The sequence below is a fragment of the Pseudomonas sp. zbq_18 genome (genome assembly GCF_043102245.1).
Classification (GTDB): domain Bacteria; phylum Pseudomonadota; class Gammaproteobacteria; order Pseudomonadales; family Pseudomonadaceae; genus Aquipseudomonas.
In genome coordinates this window covers 485872-500143 of sequence record NZ_JBICIT010000001.1, presented here as the reverse complement: position 1 = coordinate 500143, position 14272 = coordinate 485872, and the positions used below count along the sequence as shown (strand labels likewise).

Below are 14272 nucleotides of genomic sequence, written 5' to 3'. Positions count from 1 at the left end.
GCGGGGTCATCTAAGCTCCTTTGACCCTTTGCCGGCGCATTGCCGAGCAACCTGAATGGCGACCCGAACTTGTCCCTGCCCGAGCCCGATCCGTTCGATTACGAAGCCTGCCTGGGCGCCTGCGCGCGCGGCGAGCTGCACGCACTCAAGCGCCTGTACGAGCATGAAGGCGGCCGCCTGCTGGGCGTGGCCAAGCGCATCGTGCGTGACCACGCGCTGGCCGAGGACATCGTGCACGACACCTTCATCAAGGTCTGGGCTGCCGCTGGCAGCTTCGACGCCAAACGCGGCAGCGCGCGCGGCTGGATCTACAGCATCGCCCGGCACCTGGCCCTGAACTTCGTGCGCGACCACGCCAGGGAGCTGCCGCCGGCCGACGACGAGGGACTGGCGCAGGCCGATGCCACGGAGGCGCTAATGCACAGCGGCCGCCTCGACGGTTGCCTGCAGCAACTTGAGCCCGAACGACGCGAGTGCATCGTGCACGCCTATGTCGAGGGTTACTCACACGCGGAAATCGCCCACAAACTGGGTACGCCACTGGGCACAGTGAAGGCCTGGATCAAGCGCAGCCTCACAGCACTGCGGGAGTGCATGGGATGAACACGTCACACCCCGATGACCGGCAACCGGACCTGGATGCGCTGGCCAGTGAATACGTACTGGGCACGCTGGAAGCGGAGCAGCGCCGCGAGGTACAGCGGCGTTTGGGGCAGGACTTGGCCCTGCGCGATGCCGTGGATGCCTGGGAACGACGCCTGCACCACCTCACCGAGCGGGTGCCGCCGCAAACGCCATCGCCCTATCTGTGGGCACGCATCGCCCGTAGCCTGGAAGCGACGACCAGCAACACTGCTACGCCCTGGTGGAATCTGCTCGGTTTCTGGCGCGGCCTGGCGGCAGCGGGCCTCGCGGCCAGCCTGGCGCTGCTGGTAACGATGCTGGCCTTGCCGCCCCAACCCGCTGCCCCGAGTTTTGTGGTGGTGCTGGTGGCGCCGCAGGACAAAGCGCCCGGCTGGGTCGTGCAGGCCAGCGATGATCGGCAGATTCAGCTGATCCCCCTGGCCAGCGCGGAAATCCCCGCCGACATGGCCCTGCAGTTCTGGACCAAGGCCGACAGCTGGCAAGGCCCGGTCTCCCTCGGCCTGGTGCAACCGGGCCAACGCCTGGAGGTGCCGCTGGATCAGCTGCCGCCGCTGGAGTCGAACCAATTGTTCGAGCTGACGCTGGAGAAGAGTACTGGCTCGCCCACCGGCAAGCCGACCGGGCCGATCCAGTTCATCGGCCGCGCGGTGAAAGTGATCTGAGTGGCGCCCGCGCTCAAAGCTTGCGCGCACAGCCATGCTCTGGCCGCGGGAGGGCTGGTCGGCAATCACCGTGAAGTCACCGAACTTGGCGTCGAGACGGAGGTTGTCGAGAAGTTGGCCCTGATGGCCATGGGGCCAGCGGGCGCAGACGAAACGAAAAGGTCGCCCTTATCCGGCTTTATGCGGGCAGCCTTGTGTCAGGCCATCAACACCGCCGGCCGGCATATTCCGTAACAGATTTGCTCACCGCACTTTCATCTTTCGTTAACCCCCGGCTGTCTAGAGTGGCCCGGGTTTGCGGCATTGCGCAGGGAATAGCTCCTGCCGCCCCTCGTTGATACTTTCTGGAGCGGCCGATGCCAATCATTCCTCATGCCAATGCAACCAAGGCTGCAACGTCTTTGCGCAAAAAACACCTGTTCATTCTCAGCGCCACCCTGGTGGCCCTGGGCGCTCTGATGAGTCTGTGGCTGCAGCGCGAGCCGCTGGAGAACCTGGGCGAAGAGAACCGCATGGGCAAATCCGGCCTGTTCGCCAACTGGGATGAGGGCGACGTGGTGGTGCTGGTACGCCATGCCGAGCGTTGCGACCGTTCCAGCGACCCCTGCCTGGGCGACAGGAGCGGTATTACCGTTTCGGGCAATGCAGCGGCCGATGGCGTGGGCAGCGCCTTCAAAGCCCTCGGCCTGGGCAATGTCGATATCTTCGCTAGCCCACGGCTGCGCACGGTGCAAACCGCCAACTCCATGTTCGACATCAGCATTGCCACCCGCGACTGGTTGGCCAACTGCCGCAGCACCCTGACGCAGAACATGCTCGACCATAAGCAGGCGCGCCGTAACCTGTTGCTGGTCACCCACAGCGGTTGCATCGAGGGCGTGGCCAAAGCCCTGGGTGACTCAAGGGCCGAACACGACAGCGAATACGCCAGTGCCCTGTTCGTCTTCGTCGACAGGGCCAGTGGCCGCCCGCGCCTGCTCGGCTACATGAATGCCGAAGACCTGCAGCGTTTTGTCGGGGAAACCCAAGGCTAGAGGGCGTTACAATGGCGACCCCGTCGCCCTGCCCGGAGCCCGCGTCCCGATGTTCACCCTCAGCCACCTGACCACCCCGCCGCCGGAATCGCTGAAGAGTCAGGTGCTGCAGATGGTGGTGGACTACTTCACCGACATCAGTCCGGCCCCGCTGACGCCGAGCAACCCGCTGTACCAGCTGTACCAGTACGTGATCGGCTTCGAGGTGCATCTGTATCTGCAAGCGATGGGCAGCGATGCCGCCAGCAGCGCCCGGCTGGTCCTGGCGCTGGACGATGAAGACCCGTCCCAGGTGCTGGGCTTCGCGCTCTACCTGCCCAGCCCGGATGATGCCGACGCCTGCACCCTGGTCTACCTCGCGGTAGTCGCCAGCCACCGCCGCCGGGGTATCGCCCGCGCCATGCTGGGGCTGATTCTACTGCTGCACCCGCATGCCGCACTGGCCTGCGTGGCCAGCCGGGTGCCGACCTTCGAAGCGCTCGGTTTCGGTGTGCTCGGCGCCCGCGGTCCGCAGGTCCTGATGAACACCCGCAACCACGCCTCCGACGGCTGGGTGGCGGTGCAGGATCTGGCGCCGATATTCCAGTCCAAGGAAGTCCGGCAGATCCATGCCTACCTGGTTAAACAGCACGGCGAAAAAGCCCTGCGCGATGCCGAGAAGCAGCGCGACTACCTGCTCGACCAGTTGGCGCGGCAGGCCGAGAGCCTGGCCAATGAGCGCCTCGGGGCACGCCAGCTGCATTGAACGAATCGCAGAACAGGAGCCTCAACGACTCCTTATTCTGACTTTTACGCTTGCATTTCAAGGCGTTGCCGCTAATGTGGCGACCGCTGGCACATTGATGGCATGCCAGTCATTACCAACACTCAGGAACGAGTCATTCATGTCCAAAAAATTGATGTGTGCAGCTGCGCTCGGCGTGGCGCTGCTGTCGGGTTGTGCATCCGTCCCCATGGAATCCAACGAGAAGGATCAGGCACTCAAGGCCTTCCCGAATCCGCCTCAGGACCAAGCCGGCCTCTATATCTTCCGCGACTCCTCCCTCGGCCCAGCGCTGAAGAAGACCGTCAAAGTGGACGGCGAAGTGATCGGCGAAACCGCGATCAACACCTATTTTTACCGCACCCTGACTCCAGGCGAGCACGTGCTGGCTACCGAGTCCGAGTTCAGCGACAACACCCTGACGCTGAACGCCGAAGCCGGTAAAAACCACTTCGTGCGGCAGTACATCAAGTTCGGTGTCTTCGTCGGTGGCGCCAACCTTGAGCAGGTTTCCGAAGCCGAAGGCCGCAAAGGCGTTCTGGAAACGGAACTGGCGCGCTAAGCCGCGCAGGGCGGGTTGGCGTGCAGCCACCCGCCACATTTTCTCGTGCAATTCCCTTGCTGCGCAGCGCACTGAGCATGGCTCCAGGCCGAGTCCCGCGGCCTTGGTGCATCCAGCCAGCGCCGTAATATGTGGTAACTGTTACTTGGTCACCTGCACATGCCGCCGCCAGGCGTTTGCGGTAAAAGGGGCGCCTGCCGCCTGCCAGTCGTTGTCCGTCATGCCACCTTTTCTCGCCCGCCACCTGCCCACCCGCGAACAGCTTGCCCGCAATCGTTTCCTGCGCTGGCTAGAGCCTTTCCTGCATCACACCCACCTGTGGGTGTGGTCGCGTCATGGCGTGGCGCTGGGGGTGAGCATCGGCATCTTCTTCGGCTTGTTGATCCCCATCGCGCAGATTCCCTTCTCGGTCGGTGCCGCCGTGGTACTGCGCGCCAACGTACCGGCCGCCGCGGCCAGTACCCTGGTCACCAACCCGGTGACCTTTGCCCCGGTCTATTACGCCGCCTACCGGGTCGGCGCCCGCCTCACCGGCGCCGAAGTCGAGGCCGCGCCAGACCTGCCGGTGCCGCTGGAGGCGGATACGGACAGCCGCTCGCTCTGGCAGCGGCTCAGCGATGTGGGTGCGCCACTGATCACCGGCCTGGCGCTGTTTGCCTGCATCGGTGGCCTGGGCATGTACCTGCTGATCAGCCTGATATGGGCGCTGGTCGAGCACCTGCGCGAACGGCGCCAGCGCCGGGCCTGAGCACCGCCCGGCACCTTCTGCTGCCACCCTCTGCTCAGGCCGCTACAATGCGCGCCTCACAGTGCCGCGCCTGATAAAGAAGAAACACCATGTCCCTGCCCAAGAATCATCTGGAACTGCTCAGCCCTGCCCGTGATGTGGCCATCGCCCGCGAGGCCATCCTGCATGGGGCCGATGCCATCTACATCGGCGGGCCGAGCTTTGGTGCGCGGCACAACGCCTGCAACGAGGTCAGCGATATCGCCGAGCTGGTGAAGTTCGCCCGCCGCTACCACGCGCGGGTGTTCACCACCCTCAACACCATCTTCCACGACGACGAACTGGAGCAGGTACGCACGCTGATCCACCAGCTCTACGACGCCGGCGTCGATGCGCTGATCGTGCAGGACATGGGGGTGATGGAGCTGGATATTCCGCCGATCGAGCTGCATGCCAGTACCCAGACCGATATCCGCACCCTGGACCGGGCCAAGTTCCTCGACCAGGCCGGCTTCTCCCAGCTGGTGCTGGCCCGCGAGCTGAACCTGCAGGAAATCCGCGCCATCGCCGATGCCACCGACGCGGCCATCGAGTTCTTCATCCACGGCGCGCTGTGCGTGGCCTTCTCCGGCCAGTGCAACATTTCCCACGCGCAGACCGGGCGCAGCGCCAACCGTGGCGACTGCTCGCAGGCCTGCCGCCTGCCCTACACCCTGAAGGACGAAAAAGGCGGCGTGATCGCCTACGAAAAGCACCTGCTGTCGATGAAGGACAACAACCAGAGCGCCAACCTGCGCGCGCTGGTCGAAGCCGGCGTGCGTTCGTTCAAGATCGAGGGGCGCTACAAGGACATGGGCTACGTGAAGAACATCACCGCCCACTACCGCCGCGAGCTCGACGCCATCCTCGAAGACCGCCCGGACCTGGCCCGCGCCTCCAGCGGCCGCACCGCACACTTCTTCGTGCCCGATCCGGACAAGACCTTCCACCGCGGCAGCACCGACTATTTCGTCCAGGACCGCAAGATCGACATCGGCGCCTTCGACTCGCCGACCTTCACCGGCCTGCCGGTAGGCCATGTCGAGAAGGTGGGCAAACGCGACCTGATCGCCGTCACCGACACACCGCTGTCCAACGGCGACGGCCTCAACGTGCTGGTCAAGCGCGAGGTGGTGGGCTTCCGCGCCAATATCGCCGAACTCAAGGGCGAATTCGAAGAAGACGGCAAGCAGCGCTACCGCTACCGCGTCGAACCCAACGAGATGCCCGAGGGCCTGTTCCGTTTGCGCCCAAACCACCCACTGAGCCGCAACCTGGATCACAACTGGCAGCAGGCGCTGCTCAAGACCAGCGCCGAGCGCCGCATCGGCGTGAGCTGGAAGGTTTCGCTACGCGAAGAGCAGCTCAAGCTGACCGCCACCAGCGAGGAAGGCATCGCCGTCGACGTCGCCCTGCCCGGCCCGTTCGGCGTGGCCAACAAGCCGGAGCAGGCGCTCGATGGCCTGCGCGACCTGCTGACCCAGCTCGGCACCACCGACTACCACGCGCTGGATGTGGCGCTGGACGCCCCGCAGGCCTTCTTCGTGCCCAACTCGCAGCTCAAGGCCCTGCGCCGCGAGGCCATCGAGAAACTGACCGAAGCACGCGTCGCGGCTCACCCACGCGGCAGCCGCAAGGCCGAGACCACCCCGCCGCCGGTGTATCCGGAGTCGCACCTGTCGTTCCTCTACAACGTCTACAACCAGAAGGCCCGCGACTTCTACCACCGCCACGGCGTGCAGCTGATCGACGCGGCCTACGAGGCCCACGAGGAAGCAGGCGAAGTGCCGGTGATGATCACCAAGCACTGCCTGCGCTTCTCCTTCAACCTGTGCCCCAAACAGGCCAAGGGCGTCACCGGGGTGAAGACCAAGGTCGCGCCCATGCAGTTAATCCAGGGCGACGAGGTACTGACCCTGAAGTTCGACTGCAAGCCGTGCGAGATGCACATCATCGGCAAGATGAAGGGCCATATCCTCAATCAGCCGCAGCCGGGCAGCGCGGCGCACAGCAAGATGGTCGCCAGCATCAGCCCGGAAGACCTGCTCAAGACCATCCGCCACAAACCAAGCGGCTACAGCCACTGAGGCACCCACCTGGAGCGCGCCGGCTCGACCGGTTATCCAGCGCCGCTCCGCAGCCTCCCGAAAGGCGTATGGTGAACCTACAGCCCAACGGAGGAATGCTCATGTTCCAGGTAACCCGTACCGGCGAAAACCGTCTCGACGTGGACTTCGCCGGCAAGCTCGACAGCACCGAGATGCGCAGCGCACTCGATGAGCTGGAGCAAAAGGCGCAAGGCATCGAACACGGTCGCATGCTCTACCGCATCGGCGAGTTCCAGTTGCCGACACTCGGCGCCATCGGCGTGGAAATGTCGCGCCTGCCGCAGATGCTCCGCTTCGCCCGGCGCTTCGAGCGCATGGCGGTGATCGCCGACAAGCCCTGGGTACGCAAGGCCAGCCAGATCGAAGGCGCGCTGATTCCCGGCCTGACGATCAAGGCCTTCGAGCGTGGCCAGGAAGCCAGTGCCGAAACCTGGCTGCTAAGCCCAATCAAATAGCGGCCTATGCACGGCAATACCCCCTAAACTCCTTCGCCAGGCTCTCTGGCGAAGGACGAGTGATGAACGCATCCGGGTATCTGGCCGCGCTACTGCTTGGCGGCATGTTGAGTGGCTGCACCAGCCAGCACCAAGGCGGCGCGGACAGTGCCGCGGTGCAACTCGTCGCCACCTCGCACAATGCCGGCAGGATCGGCCAGGCCACGCTCAGCGCGCGCGGCGAGCAGACCGATTTGTCGGCCTTCGTCAGCGGCGTGCCCTTCGGTATCACGCTGCCGCCGCGCCTGGCCGTCTACATCTACCCCGGCACCTGCGCGCAGCCGGGCGCCAACCCGACCTACGCACTGAACCGCACCCTGACGACCTCGCGTCTGGGCGCAGTCGATGGCTGGCGTTTGTCGCGCAGCGCCAACGTGACGCTAGCCACCCTGCGCACCACACCTCACGCGCTGGTACTGCGCACAGCCCCGGCCGATGGCGCACTGGACATCTTCTGTGGCGACATCAACTGACGCAGCCCAGGTGACTCAGCAACCAGCCCGAGAGATAGAGCCCCAGCCCGAACACCAGATGCGTCAGCAAGGCGCGACGCCGGGCCAGCCAGGGCTTGGGCGTACGCCTGGCGGCGATGCCCATGCCAAAACCCGGCTGCATCAGCAGCATGGGTAGCAACACCGTGACGGCACCAAAGCCCAGCGCAGGCAGCAGGTGCGGCTGGCACAGCCATGGCGCGCCGCTGAGCCAGACGAACAGCGCGGCAAACACCAGCCCGGTCAGGTAGTGAAACACCCAACCCAGCACCCGCTCGCCGGCCACCGGTCGCGCCTGGGCAATGGCCGGGTGACGAAAGCGCCCCGCCGGCATATGGCCCAGCCAACGCCCTACCAGCGCGTAGTCCAGCGATGCCAGCCCCCAGAGCCGCTTGCGCAGCAGCGCCCACGCATCCATCACCAGGGTGGCTCCCAGGCCCAGTAGAACTATCTGTAGCAGCATGATCAGACTCCTCGTAAAGTCAACGGAAAGCAGCCTGCCAGTTCAAGTCGACTTGAGGTCAAGGGATGAAAGAGTTGGATATCGGCAAGGTCGCGCACTGGTCCGGCCTGCCGGCCTCGACGCTGCGCTACTACGAGGAACGCGGGCTGATTCGCTCCATCGGCCGTAATGGCCTGCGCCGGGTATTCAACGAGTCGGTGCTGGAGCGCCTGTCACTGATTGCCCTGGGCCGGGCGGTGGGGTTTTCCCTGGACGATATCGCCAGCATGCTCGCCGCCGACGGTCAGCTGGCCATCGACCGCAGCCAGTTGCGGTCTCGCGCCGATGAACTGGACCGCACCATCCGCCGCCTCAGCGCCGTGCGCGACGGCTTGCGCCACGCGGCCGAATGCCCAGCGGAAAATCACCTGCAATGTGCCAAGTTCCAGCGCCTGATGAGCCTGGCCAGCAAAACGTCCAGCAGGCGCAAACCGACCGGCGGGCGCTGACGCCAGGCAGCACGCAGAACTTGATGTAGAGTTTCCCGGGTTCACTCACACGGAGCAGATGGACATGGCACTTCGCATCAACGACAGCGTTCCCGACTTCACCGCCGACACCGATCAGGGCAGCCTGAAGTTTCACGACTGGATTGGCGACAGCTGGGCAATCCTGTTCTCCCACCCCAAGGACTTCACCCCGGTGTGCACCACCGAATTTGCCGCCGTGGCCCAGCTGGCCGGTGAATGGCAGAAACGTCATACCAAGGTGATCGGTGTCTCGGTCGACGGCGTGGACGATCACCGTAAGTGGAAGGCCGATATCGAGCACTTCGGCGGCTGCGCGGCCGATTTTCCGATCATCGCCGATGACGACCTCAAGGTATCCAAGCTCTTCGACATGCTGCCGGCCGAGGCCTACCTGCCGGATGGCCGCACCCCGGCAGACAGCGCCACAGTGCGTTCGGTATTCATCATCGGCCCGGACAAGAAGCTCAAGCTGTCGATGACCTATCCCATGAGCGTGGGGCGCAACTTCGCCGAAGTGCTGCGCGCCCTGGATGCCCTGCAACTGACCTACAACGTACCACTGGCCACCCCGGCCAACTGGGCGGTGGGCCAGGACGTAATCGTCGCCCTGGCGCTGAACAACGAGCAGGCCGAACAGAAGTACGGCGCCCTCGACATCAAGCTGCCCTACCTGCGTACCGCCAAGGCGCCGACCTGAGCGTATGTCGTTCAGTTAGGCGCCAGCCCGTGTCTCCCCTCTCCCGTTTACGGGAGAGGGGCTGGGGGAGAGGACCGAACAATCGAGAAATAGCCCTGCCCCTCTCCCCACAGGGAGAGGGAGCAACCCGAGCCGGGTTTCGCTGATGTGAACAGCATTAGCGATCTGAGCAGTTGCCTCGCCCCACGAGCCGGCCCCCGCCTCACGGCGCGCCGAACAGTGCCGTCCAGTAGATCCCCGCGTTGCTCTTCGGGTCGACCGCATAGGCCGCGCCCAGCTCGCGGTACTGAGCATTCATCAGGTTGGCGCAGTGGCCGGGACTGGCCAGCCACCCGCTAACCACCTTCTCCACCTCATCCAGGCCGGCGGCAATGTTCTCGCCAATGAGCTGACCGCTGTAGCCCGCCAGTTCCGCCCGGTCACCCGGGGTGCGACCATCCGGGTCGCGATGATCGAAGAAATTGCCATTGGCCATGGCCCGGCTATGGCCCTCGGCCGTGCCCGCCAGGGTGGCGTTCCAGGTCAGCGCCGGAGCTGAAGGATAATCCTTGCCGCCGCACTGGCGGGCCTGACTGCGGGCGCGATTGACCCGTTCCAGCAGCTTCTCGCCCTCCGCCTGGCTGTTGCCCAGCCGCCCGCCGAGCAATGGCCGCGCCAGCACGATGCGCCAATCGCGCTCGGCGCGACTGACGCCGATGTCGACGAACTGCGGGTCCAGCACCACCTGGCAGAAGCTCTCCTGCAACGCCTGCATGGCCGCCGCCGCATCCCGCGGCCCGGACAGGGTGATGGCCTGCACATTGACCATGGGGTAGGCGGCGCGCGCCAGGGCATCCTGCAGGTCGATACCACCGCTGGCCGGCAGGATCAAACGCGCATCGACCGCCAGCGGCGGCAACTCCGGCGACGCCTGCTCGCCACAAGGCTGGGCCTGATTGCGGTAGGCATTGATCGCCTCGATCAGCTGCGCCTCATCGGCGGCCTGTACAGCCGAACTGAACAGGCCGAGCACGAGCAGTGCACAGCCCAAAACGGACGGGTTTGAATGCATTGAAATCCCCCAAATGTTTCTTATGAGCCATCATGCCGCGTACCAAGGCGACAGGAAATGCCGAGCTTGTCGGTTGAAGACCCACAGACTACCGTCTGCGTTCCCAAGCAATGGAGTGCCTACATGAACAGGTCTCAGGAATTGAACTCGTTCGCTCTGAATCGCGCCAACTGGGATGATCGCGCCGAGCTGCACGCCGCCTCACCGGATTACCAGGCCGAAGTCTTCGTCGCCGACCCCAGCCATCTCTCATCGGTGGTGCGCTTCGACCTGCCGCGCCTGGGGGATATCGCCAACCTGCGCGCCGTGCACCTGCAGTGCCATATCGGCACCGACACCCTGTCGCTGGCCCGCCTCGGCGCACGGATGAGCGGCCTGGACTTCTCCCCCGTCTCGCTGGCCCAAGCACGCACGCTGGCGCAGCGCTGCAATACGGCTATCGACTATGTCGAAGCCTCGGTCTATGACGCCGCCACGGCCCTGACACCAGCCAGCTTCGATCTGGTCTACACCGGCATCGGCGCGCTGAACTGGCTACCGCGCATCGACGATTGGGCGCGCAGCGTGGCCGCCCTGCTCAAGCCGGGCGGGCGCCTGTTCCTGCGTGAAGGGCATCCGCTGATGTTCAGCCTGGATGAAGAGCGCGCGGACGAGCTGGTGATTCGACACCCCTACTTCGAGCATGTCGCGCCGATGGTCTGGGACGACGCCCACACCTATGTGCAAACCACTCGCCCCTTGAGCGCCCGAACAACCCACGAGTGGAACCACGGACTTGGCGAGATCGTCACTGCCCTGCTCCGCCACGGCCTGGAGATCAGCGCACTGGAGGAGCACGACAGCCTGCCCTGGGAAGCGCTGCCAGGGCAGATGGAAATGGGACCGGACGAAGAATGGCGCCTGCGCAGCGGCCGCGAACGCGTGCCGCTCAGCTATACGCTGCAGGCAAGACGAACCCGTTAAGGGCCTTCTGTATCAGGGCCAGACAAGGCCTAGGCGACCCCACAAAAGCGGCTGAGGAAGCGCACTGGGCTCGCGGTTGTAAATGAGCATGACTCACTTCGCTCGCCCCTGCGGGCCGCGCTGAAGTGCGTTAGCCGCAAGCGGCTTGCCGAAGCCGCTTTTAACGCCGTATGGCCGACCGTCAGCAGAGCCTTAACGGGGTCTCAAACGTAGACGCTGATCCCGCCGCGCTCCTGCAGCCAGTCGCGGTAGGTCGCCAGCGAGTCGGTCTGCTGGCCATCGTTGAAGCCGACGAAGCGGGTGCTGTCGCCCAGGCCGGCATCGATCAACTTGTCGACCTGCACCAGCAGTTTGGCGGCATCGTCGCGATCCATGACCGAGACATCGGGCAGCTGGATCTGGGCGGATGAGCTGGTCAAACCGCTGCTCTGGTCGACCCGATCACTGCGCAAGGCTGAAGGCGACGCCTGATTGCTGCTGTTCAGCGCACGCAGCAGGCCACCCTCGCTGCGCGCCACCATCTGCGCAGCCAGGCGCCGCACCTCGGCAACCGGATCGCTGTTGGTATTGTCTTCGGCACTGCTCGAACTGCTGGCAGCCGACTTGCTGATGCCGGCCAGATAGCTGGTCAGCGGCGAAGTGCTGTTGATAGTGGTCATGGCCGAGTTCCTGAAAATTCAACGCATGCCTATCAAGCAGGATGCGCGCCACTTCTACGCAGGCCTTGAAAATACTGGGCCACAGCCATTACGCCAACTGTTTTCAAGGCAGTGTATTGCCGCTGGCGGGAAGGGCCTTGCCGCCCTGTCCGGAGTGCCCGTCCACCGGCGCCGTCCAATGGCATCGGTGCGAAATGCCAAGGGCCATACACCCGCCCCGCGCTGCCACAGGCCGTGGAAGACGCAACCTGACTAGACCACAAGGATGATTGCAACACGCGCTCTCATGACCACATGCCGTCAGGTGAACAGCAGCCATCAATGCGCCGGGCTGAGCATCTCGATCTCGCGGATCTCGAACTCGCGACTCAGGTACTCCATGCGCCGCTCATGGAACTCGCGCATATGCGGCAACGCACTGTGCTGCGCCAGATGCTCACGGGACTGCCAGACCTCGTAGAAGATGAACAGGTTGGGATCCTGGGCATCGCGCAGCATGTGGTAGGCAATGCAGCCTTCCTCAGCTCGGCTGGGCGCCACATAGGCCAGGAACAGTTCGGCGAAGGCCTCGGCCATCTCCGGACGGACGTGGGCGTGCAGGATGAAGCCATAGGGCATGGTCATGACGGACTCCATTAAGGTTTTTATCAACCCTAGCGCAAGTCAATTCTTCGAATTCATGCTTTATCGGCAAATATCATTTGCCACTGCCTGGGTTTTTCTGTGCCCGCCGAATCCGTAGCCTGCCGTCCATTGTTTACGGAGGCCCATGCCATGAAGAAAATCCTGCTCCTCAACGGCGGCAAACAGTTCGCCCACTCCGACGGCCGCTACAACGCGACATTGCACGAGGCTGCTCTCGCCCACCTCGACCGCGCCGGCTTCGAACTCAAGCAGACCTTTATCAATGGCGGCTACGACGTTGCCGAAGAGGTCGAGAAATTCCTCTGGGCCGACGTGGTCATCTACCAGATGCCCGGCTGGTGGATGGGCACCCCCTGGACAGTGAAGAAATACATCGACGAAGTGTTTACCGCTGGTCATGGCAGCCTGTACGCCAACGATGGCCGCACCCGCTCCGATGCCTCGCAGAAATACGGCAGCGGCGGCCTGGTGCATGGCAAGCAGTACATGCTGTCGCTGACCTGGAATGCCCCGCAGCAGGCCTTCGACGACCCCACCGACTTCTTCGAGGCCAAGGGCGTGGACGCGGTCTACTTCCCCTTCCACAAGGCCAATCAGTTCCTCGGCATGAGCGCGCTGCCGACCTTCCTCTGCGTCGACGTGATGAAGCGCCCGAACATCGAGGCGGATGTACAGCGCTACCAGCAGCACCTGAGCCAGGTACTCGGTAAGCAGGCCTGACAATCATCCTTGAGCGGCCAGCCCTCGGCATCTAGATTGGGCCCCTTGCCACGGATAGGCCCCGCCTCAAGGAAAGACCATGCACCTCCCCACCTTCAGCACCGCGCGGCTGCTCCTGCAACCGCTGGAGTTGGCCGACGCCCCGGCCATCCAGCGCATCTTTGCGCAGTGGCAAATCGTCCGCTACCTGGCCAACCGGGTGCCTTGGCCCTAACCCGCCGACGGTGCGCTGAAGTATGTGCGTGACATGGCACTGCCTGGAATGGAGCGCGGCAGCGAGTGGCACTGGACCCTGCGCCCGCTGGAGCAGCCCGAACAACTGATCGGCCTGATCAGCCTGTACGAAGAAGCCGGCAACAACCGCGGCTTCTGGCTCGACCCGCAGTGGCAAGGCCGGGGCCTGATGCAGGAGGCCTGCACGGCGGTCACCGACTACTGGTTCGAGACGCTGCAAAAACCCTTGCTGCAAGCCCCGAAAGCTGTGGCCAACGCCGCCTCGCAGCGCCTGTCCGAGCGTAGCGGCATGCGCCTGGTGGCCACCGGCGAGAGCAATTATGTCTGCGGCCGCTTGCCCAGCCAGGTATGGGAGATCAGCCGGGAAGAGTGGCAAAAGCAACGCCAGCAGACGGAGTTAGATGCAGCGAGGCTCGCCCTGAGCTAGTCTCTGCACCTTTCTTCAAAGGAGATACTCCCATGCCACGCGCCTCTGCCCGTCACATCCTGGTTGCCAGCGAAGCCAAGTGCAACGAACTGAAAGCCGCCATCGAAGGTGGCGCCGACTTCGCCCAGGTCGCCAAGGACAACTCCACCTGCCCGTCCAGCCGTGACGGCGGCAACCTCGGCTCCTTCGGCCCCGGCCAGATGGTCCGCGAATTCGACCAGGTGGTCTTCAGCGCCCCGGTCGGCGTGGTGCAAGGTCCGGTGAAAACCCAGTTCGGTTACCACTTGGTGGAAGTTACCAGCCGCCAGGACTGATAGCCGCCCAACAAAAAGCCGCCGGTAGCAGAGCCACCGGCGGCTTTTTTATGCCTTTGAAATAG

The 14272-nt window shown here is 64.3% G+C and carries 18 protein-coding genes and 1 pseudogene; 15 read left to right on the top strand and 4 right to left on the bottom strand.

Annotated elements, in window-relative coordinates; all coding sequences use genetic code 11:
* The first annotated feature begins 69 nt into the window (after positions 1-69).
* From ACF8C6_RS02485 to ACF8C6_RS02445, 9 genes are all read left to right on the top strand, one after another.
* Positions 70-603 carry a sigma-70 family RNA polymerase sigma factor gene (locus tag ACF8C6_RS02485; protein ID WP_392497840.1) on the top strand — a complete coding sequence of 178 codons (534 nt, stop codon included), beginning with the start codon at positions 70-72 and terminating at the stop codon, positions 601-603.
* The gene (locus ACF8C6_RS02480) at positions 600-1307 is read left to right on the top strand and encodes an anti-sigma factor domain-containing protein (RefSeq protein ID WP_392497839.1); all 708 of its coding nucleotides are present in this window, start codon (positions 600-602) and stop codon (positions 1305-1307) included. Before ACF8C6_RS02485 ends, ACF8C6_RS02480 begins: the two co-directional genes overlap by 4 nt.
* Positions 1308-1663: 356 nt before the next feature.
* Positions 1664-2341 (top strand): histidine phosphatase family protein, encoded by a 678-nt coding sequence (locus ACF8C6_RS02475; protein WP_392497838.1) that lies wholly within the window; start codon positions 1664-1666, stop codon positions 2339-2341.
* Between the two features lie 49 nt (positions 2342-2390).
* Positions 2391-3086: a GNAT family N-acetyltransferase gene (locus ACF8C6_RS02470; protein WP_392497837.1), complete on the top strand. Its 696-nt coding sequence runs from the start codon at positions 2391-2393 to the stop codon at positions 3084-3086.
* 139 nt (positions 3087-3225) lie between these two features.
* Positions 3226-3666: a DUF2846 domain-containing protein gene (locus ACF8C6_RS02465; protein ID WP_392497836.1), complete on the top strand. Its 441-nt coding sequence runs from the start codon at positions 3226-3228 to the stop codon at positions 3664-3666.
* A gap of 220 nt (positions 3667-3886) precedes the next feature.
* Positions 3887-4414: a DUF2062 domain-containing protein gene (locus ACF8C6_RS02460; RefSeq protein WP_392497835.1), complete on the top strand. Its 528-nt coding sequence runs from the start codon at positions 3887-3889 to the stop codon at positions 4412-4414.
* A gap of 89 nt (positions 4415-4503) precedes the next feature.
* Positions 4504-6519, top strand: coding sequence for a U32 family peptidase (locus ACF8C6_RS02455; protein ID WP_392497834.1), 2016 nt, complete (start codon positions 4504-4506; stop codon positions 6517-6519).
* A 101-nt stretch (positions 6520-6620) separates the two neighbouring features.
* Positions 6621-6995, top strand: coding sequence for an STAS/SEC14 domain-containing protein (locus ACF8C6_RS02450; protein ID WP_392497833.1), 375 nt, complete (start codon positions 6621-6623; stop codon positions 6993-6995).
* A 62-nt stretch (positions 6996-7057) separates the two neighbouring features.
* A complete protein-coding gene (locus ACF8C6_RS02445) occupies positions 7058-7507 on the top strand; it encodes a hypothetical protein (protein ID WP_392497832.1) in 450 nt (149 codons plus the stop codon).
* Here ACF8C6_RS02445 and ACF8C6_RS02440 read toward each other — a convergent pair.
* Positions 7500-7988, bottom strand: a complete 489-nt coding sequence (locus ACF8C6_RS02440; RefSeq protein WP_392497831.1) for a DUF2938 domain-containing protein — start codon at positions 7986-7988, stop codon at positions 7500-7502. The two genes, ACF8C6_RS02445 and ACF8C6_RS02440, sit on opposite strands and share 8 nt — an antisense overlap.
* 65 nt (positions 7989-8053) lie before the next feature.
* On the opposite strand from ACF8C6_RS02440, the gene ACF8C6_RS02435 reads away from it, so the two are divergent.
* On the top strand, positions 8054-8476 hold the full coding sequence (locus tag ACF8C6_RS02435; protein WP_392497830.1) for a helix-turn-helix domain-containing protein: 423 nt from the start codon (positions 8054-8056) through the stop codon (positions 8474-8476).
* Positions 8477-8540: 64 nt separating this feature from the next.
* Positions 8541-9194 (top strand): peroxiredoxin, encoded by a 654-nt coding sequence (locus tag ACF8C6_RS02430; protein ID WP_392497829.1) that lies wholly within the window; start codon positions 8541-8543, stop codon positions 9192-9194.
* Positions 9195-9396: 202 nt separating this feature from the next.
* Here the strand turns inward: ACF8C6_RS02430 and ACF8C6_RS02425 are convergent, their stop codons facing one another.
* Positions 9397-10245 (bottom strand): CAP domain-containing protein, encoded by an 849-nt coding sequence (locus ACF8C6_RS02425; protein WP_392497828.1) that lies wholly within the window; start codon positions 10243-10245, stop codon positions 9397-9399.
* 123 nt (positions 10246-10368) lie between these two features.
* On the opposite strand from ACF8C6_RS02425, the gene ACF8C6_RS02420 reads away from it, so the two are divergent.
* Complete coding sequence (locus ACF8C6_RS02420) at positions 10369-11208, top strand: class I SAM-dependent methyltransferase (RefSeq protein WP_392497827.1); 840 nt, start codon at positions 10369-10371, stop codon at positions 11206-11208.
* 203 nt (positions 11209-11411) lie between these two features.
* Here ACF8C6_RS02420 and ACF8C6_RS02415 read toward each other — a convergent pair whose 3' ends face one another.
* Complete coding sequence (locus tag ACF8C6_RS02415) at positions 11412-11867, bottom strand: hypothetical protein (RefSeq protein ID WP_392497826.1); 456 nt, start codon at positions 11865-11867, stop codon at positions 11412-11414.
* Between the two features lie 318 nt (positions 11868-12185).
* Entirely contained in the window at positions 12186-12491 is a 306-nt protein-coding gene (locus ACF8C6_RS02410; RefSeq protein ID WP_392497825.1) for a putative quinol monooxygenase, read from the bottom strand.
* A 150-nt stretch (positions 12492-12641) separates the two neighbouring features.
* Between ACF8C6_RS02410 and ACF8C6_RS02405 the strand changes: the two genes are divergently transcribed.
* The 3 genes and pseudogenes from ACF8C6_RS02405 to ACF8C6_RS02395 all read left to right on the top strand — a co-directional run bounded on the left by ACF8C6_RS02405 (position 12642) and on the right by ACF8C6_RS02395 (position 14207).
* Complete coding sequence (locus ACF8C6_RS02405) at positions 12642-13232, top strand: NAD(P)H-dependent oxidoreductase (protein ID WP_392497824.1); 591 nt, start codon at positions 12642-12644, stop codon at positions 13230-13232.
* Between the two features lie 79 nt (positions 13233-13311).
* Positions 13312-13893, top strand: a pseudogene (locus ACF8C6_RS02400) (GNAT family N-acetyltransferase).
* 32 nt (positions 13894-13925) lie between these two features.
* Complete coding sequence (locus ACF8C6_RS02395; RefSeq protein WP_273812676.1) at positions 13926-14207, top strand: peptidylprolyl isomerase; 282 nt, start codon at positions 13926-13928, stop codon at positions 14205-14207.
* Positions 14208-14272: the final 65 nt, after the last annotated feature.

Excerpts from the sequence above, each read along its gene's own strand:
- ACF8C6_RS02480 (WP_392497839.1), top strand. The coding sequence starts at position 600 with ATGAACACGTCACACCCCGATGACCGGCAACCGGACCTGGATGCGCTG.
- ACF8C6_RS02475 (WP_392497838.1), top strand. The coding sequence starts at position 1,664 with ATGCCAATCATTCCTCATGCCAATGCAACCAAGGCTGCAACGTCTTTG.
- ACF8C6_RS02470 (WP_392497837.1), top strand. The coding sequence starts at position 2,391 with ATGTTCACCCTCAGCCACCTGACCACCCCGCCGCCGGAATCGCTGAAG.
- ACF8C6_RS02465 (WP_392497836.1), top strand. The coding sequence starts at position 3,226 with ATGTCCAAAAAATTGATGTGTGCAGCTGCGCTCGGCGTGGCGCTGCTG.
- ACF8C6_RS02460 (WP_392497835.1), top strand. The coding sequence starts at position 3,887 with ATGCCACCTTTTCTCGCCCGCCACCTGCCCACCCGCGAACAGCTTGCC.
- ACF8C6_RS02455 (WP_392497834.1), top strand. The coding sequence starts at position 4,504 with ATGTCCCTGCCCAAGAATCATCTGGAACTGCTCAGCCCTGCCCGTGAT.
- ACF8C6_RS02450 (WP_392497833.1), top strand. The coding sequence starts at position 6,621 with ATGTTCCAGGTAACCCGTACCGGCGAAAACCGTCTCGACGTGGACTTC.
- ACF8C6_RS02445 (WP_392497832.1), top strand. The coding sequence starts at position 7,058 with ATGAACGCATCCGGGTATCTGGCCGCGCTACTGCTTGGCGGCATGTTG.
- ACF8C6_RS02440 (WP_392497831.1), bottom strand. The coding sequence starts at position 7,988 with ATGCTGCTACAGATAGTTCTACTGGGCCTGGGAGCCACCCTGGTGATG.
- ACF8C6_RS02435 (WP_392497830.1), top strand. The coding sequence starts at position 8,054 with ATGAAAGAGTTGGATATCGGCAAGGTCGCGCACTGGTCCGGCCTGCCG.
- ACF8C6_RS02430 (WP_392497829.1), top strand. The coding sequence starts at position 8,541 with ATGGCACTTCGCATCAACGACAGCGTTCCCGACTTCACCGCCGACACC.
- ACF8C6_RS02425 (WP_392497828.1), bottom strand. The coding sequence starts at position 10,245 with ATGCATTCAAACCCGTCCGTTTTGGGCTGTGCACTGCTCGTGCTCGGC.
- ACF8C6_RS02420 (WP_392497827.1), top strand. The coding sequence starts at position 10,369 with ATGAACAGGTCTCAGGAATTGAACTCGTTCGCTCTGAATCGCGCCAAC.
- ACF8C6_RS02415 (WP_392497826.1), bottom strand. The coding sequence starts at position 11,867 with ATGACCACTATCAACAGCACTTCGCCGCTGACCAGCTATCTGGCCGGC.
- ACF8C6_RS02410 (WP_392497825.1), bottom strand. The coding sequence starts at position 12,491 with ATGACCATGCCCTATGGCTTCATCCTGCACGCCCACGTCCGTCCGGAG.
- ACF8C6_RS02405 (WP_392497824.1), top strand. The coding sequence starts at position 12,642 with ATGAAGAAAATCCTGCTCCTCAACGGCGGCAAACAGTTCGCCCACTCC.
- ACF8C6_RS02395 (WP_273812676.1), top strand. The coding sequence starts at position 13,926 with ATGCCACGCGCCTCTGCCCGTCACATCCTGGTTGCCAGCGAAGCCAAG.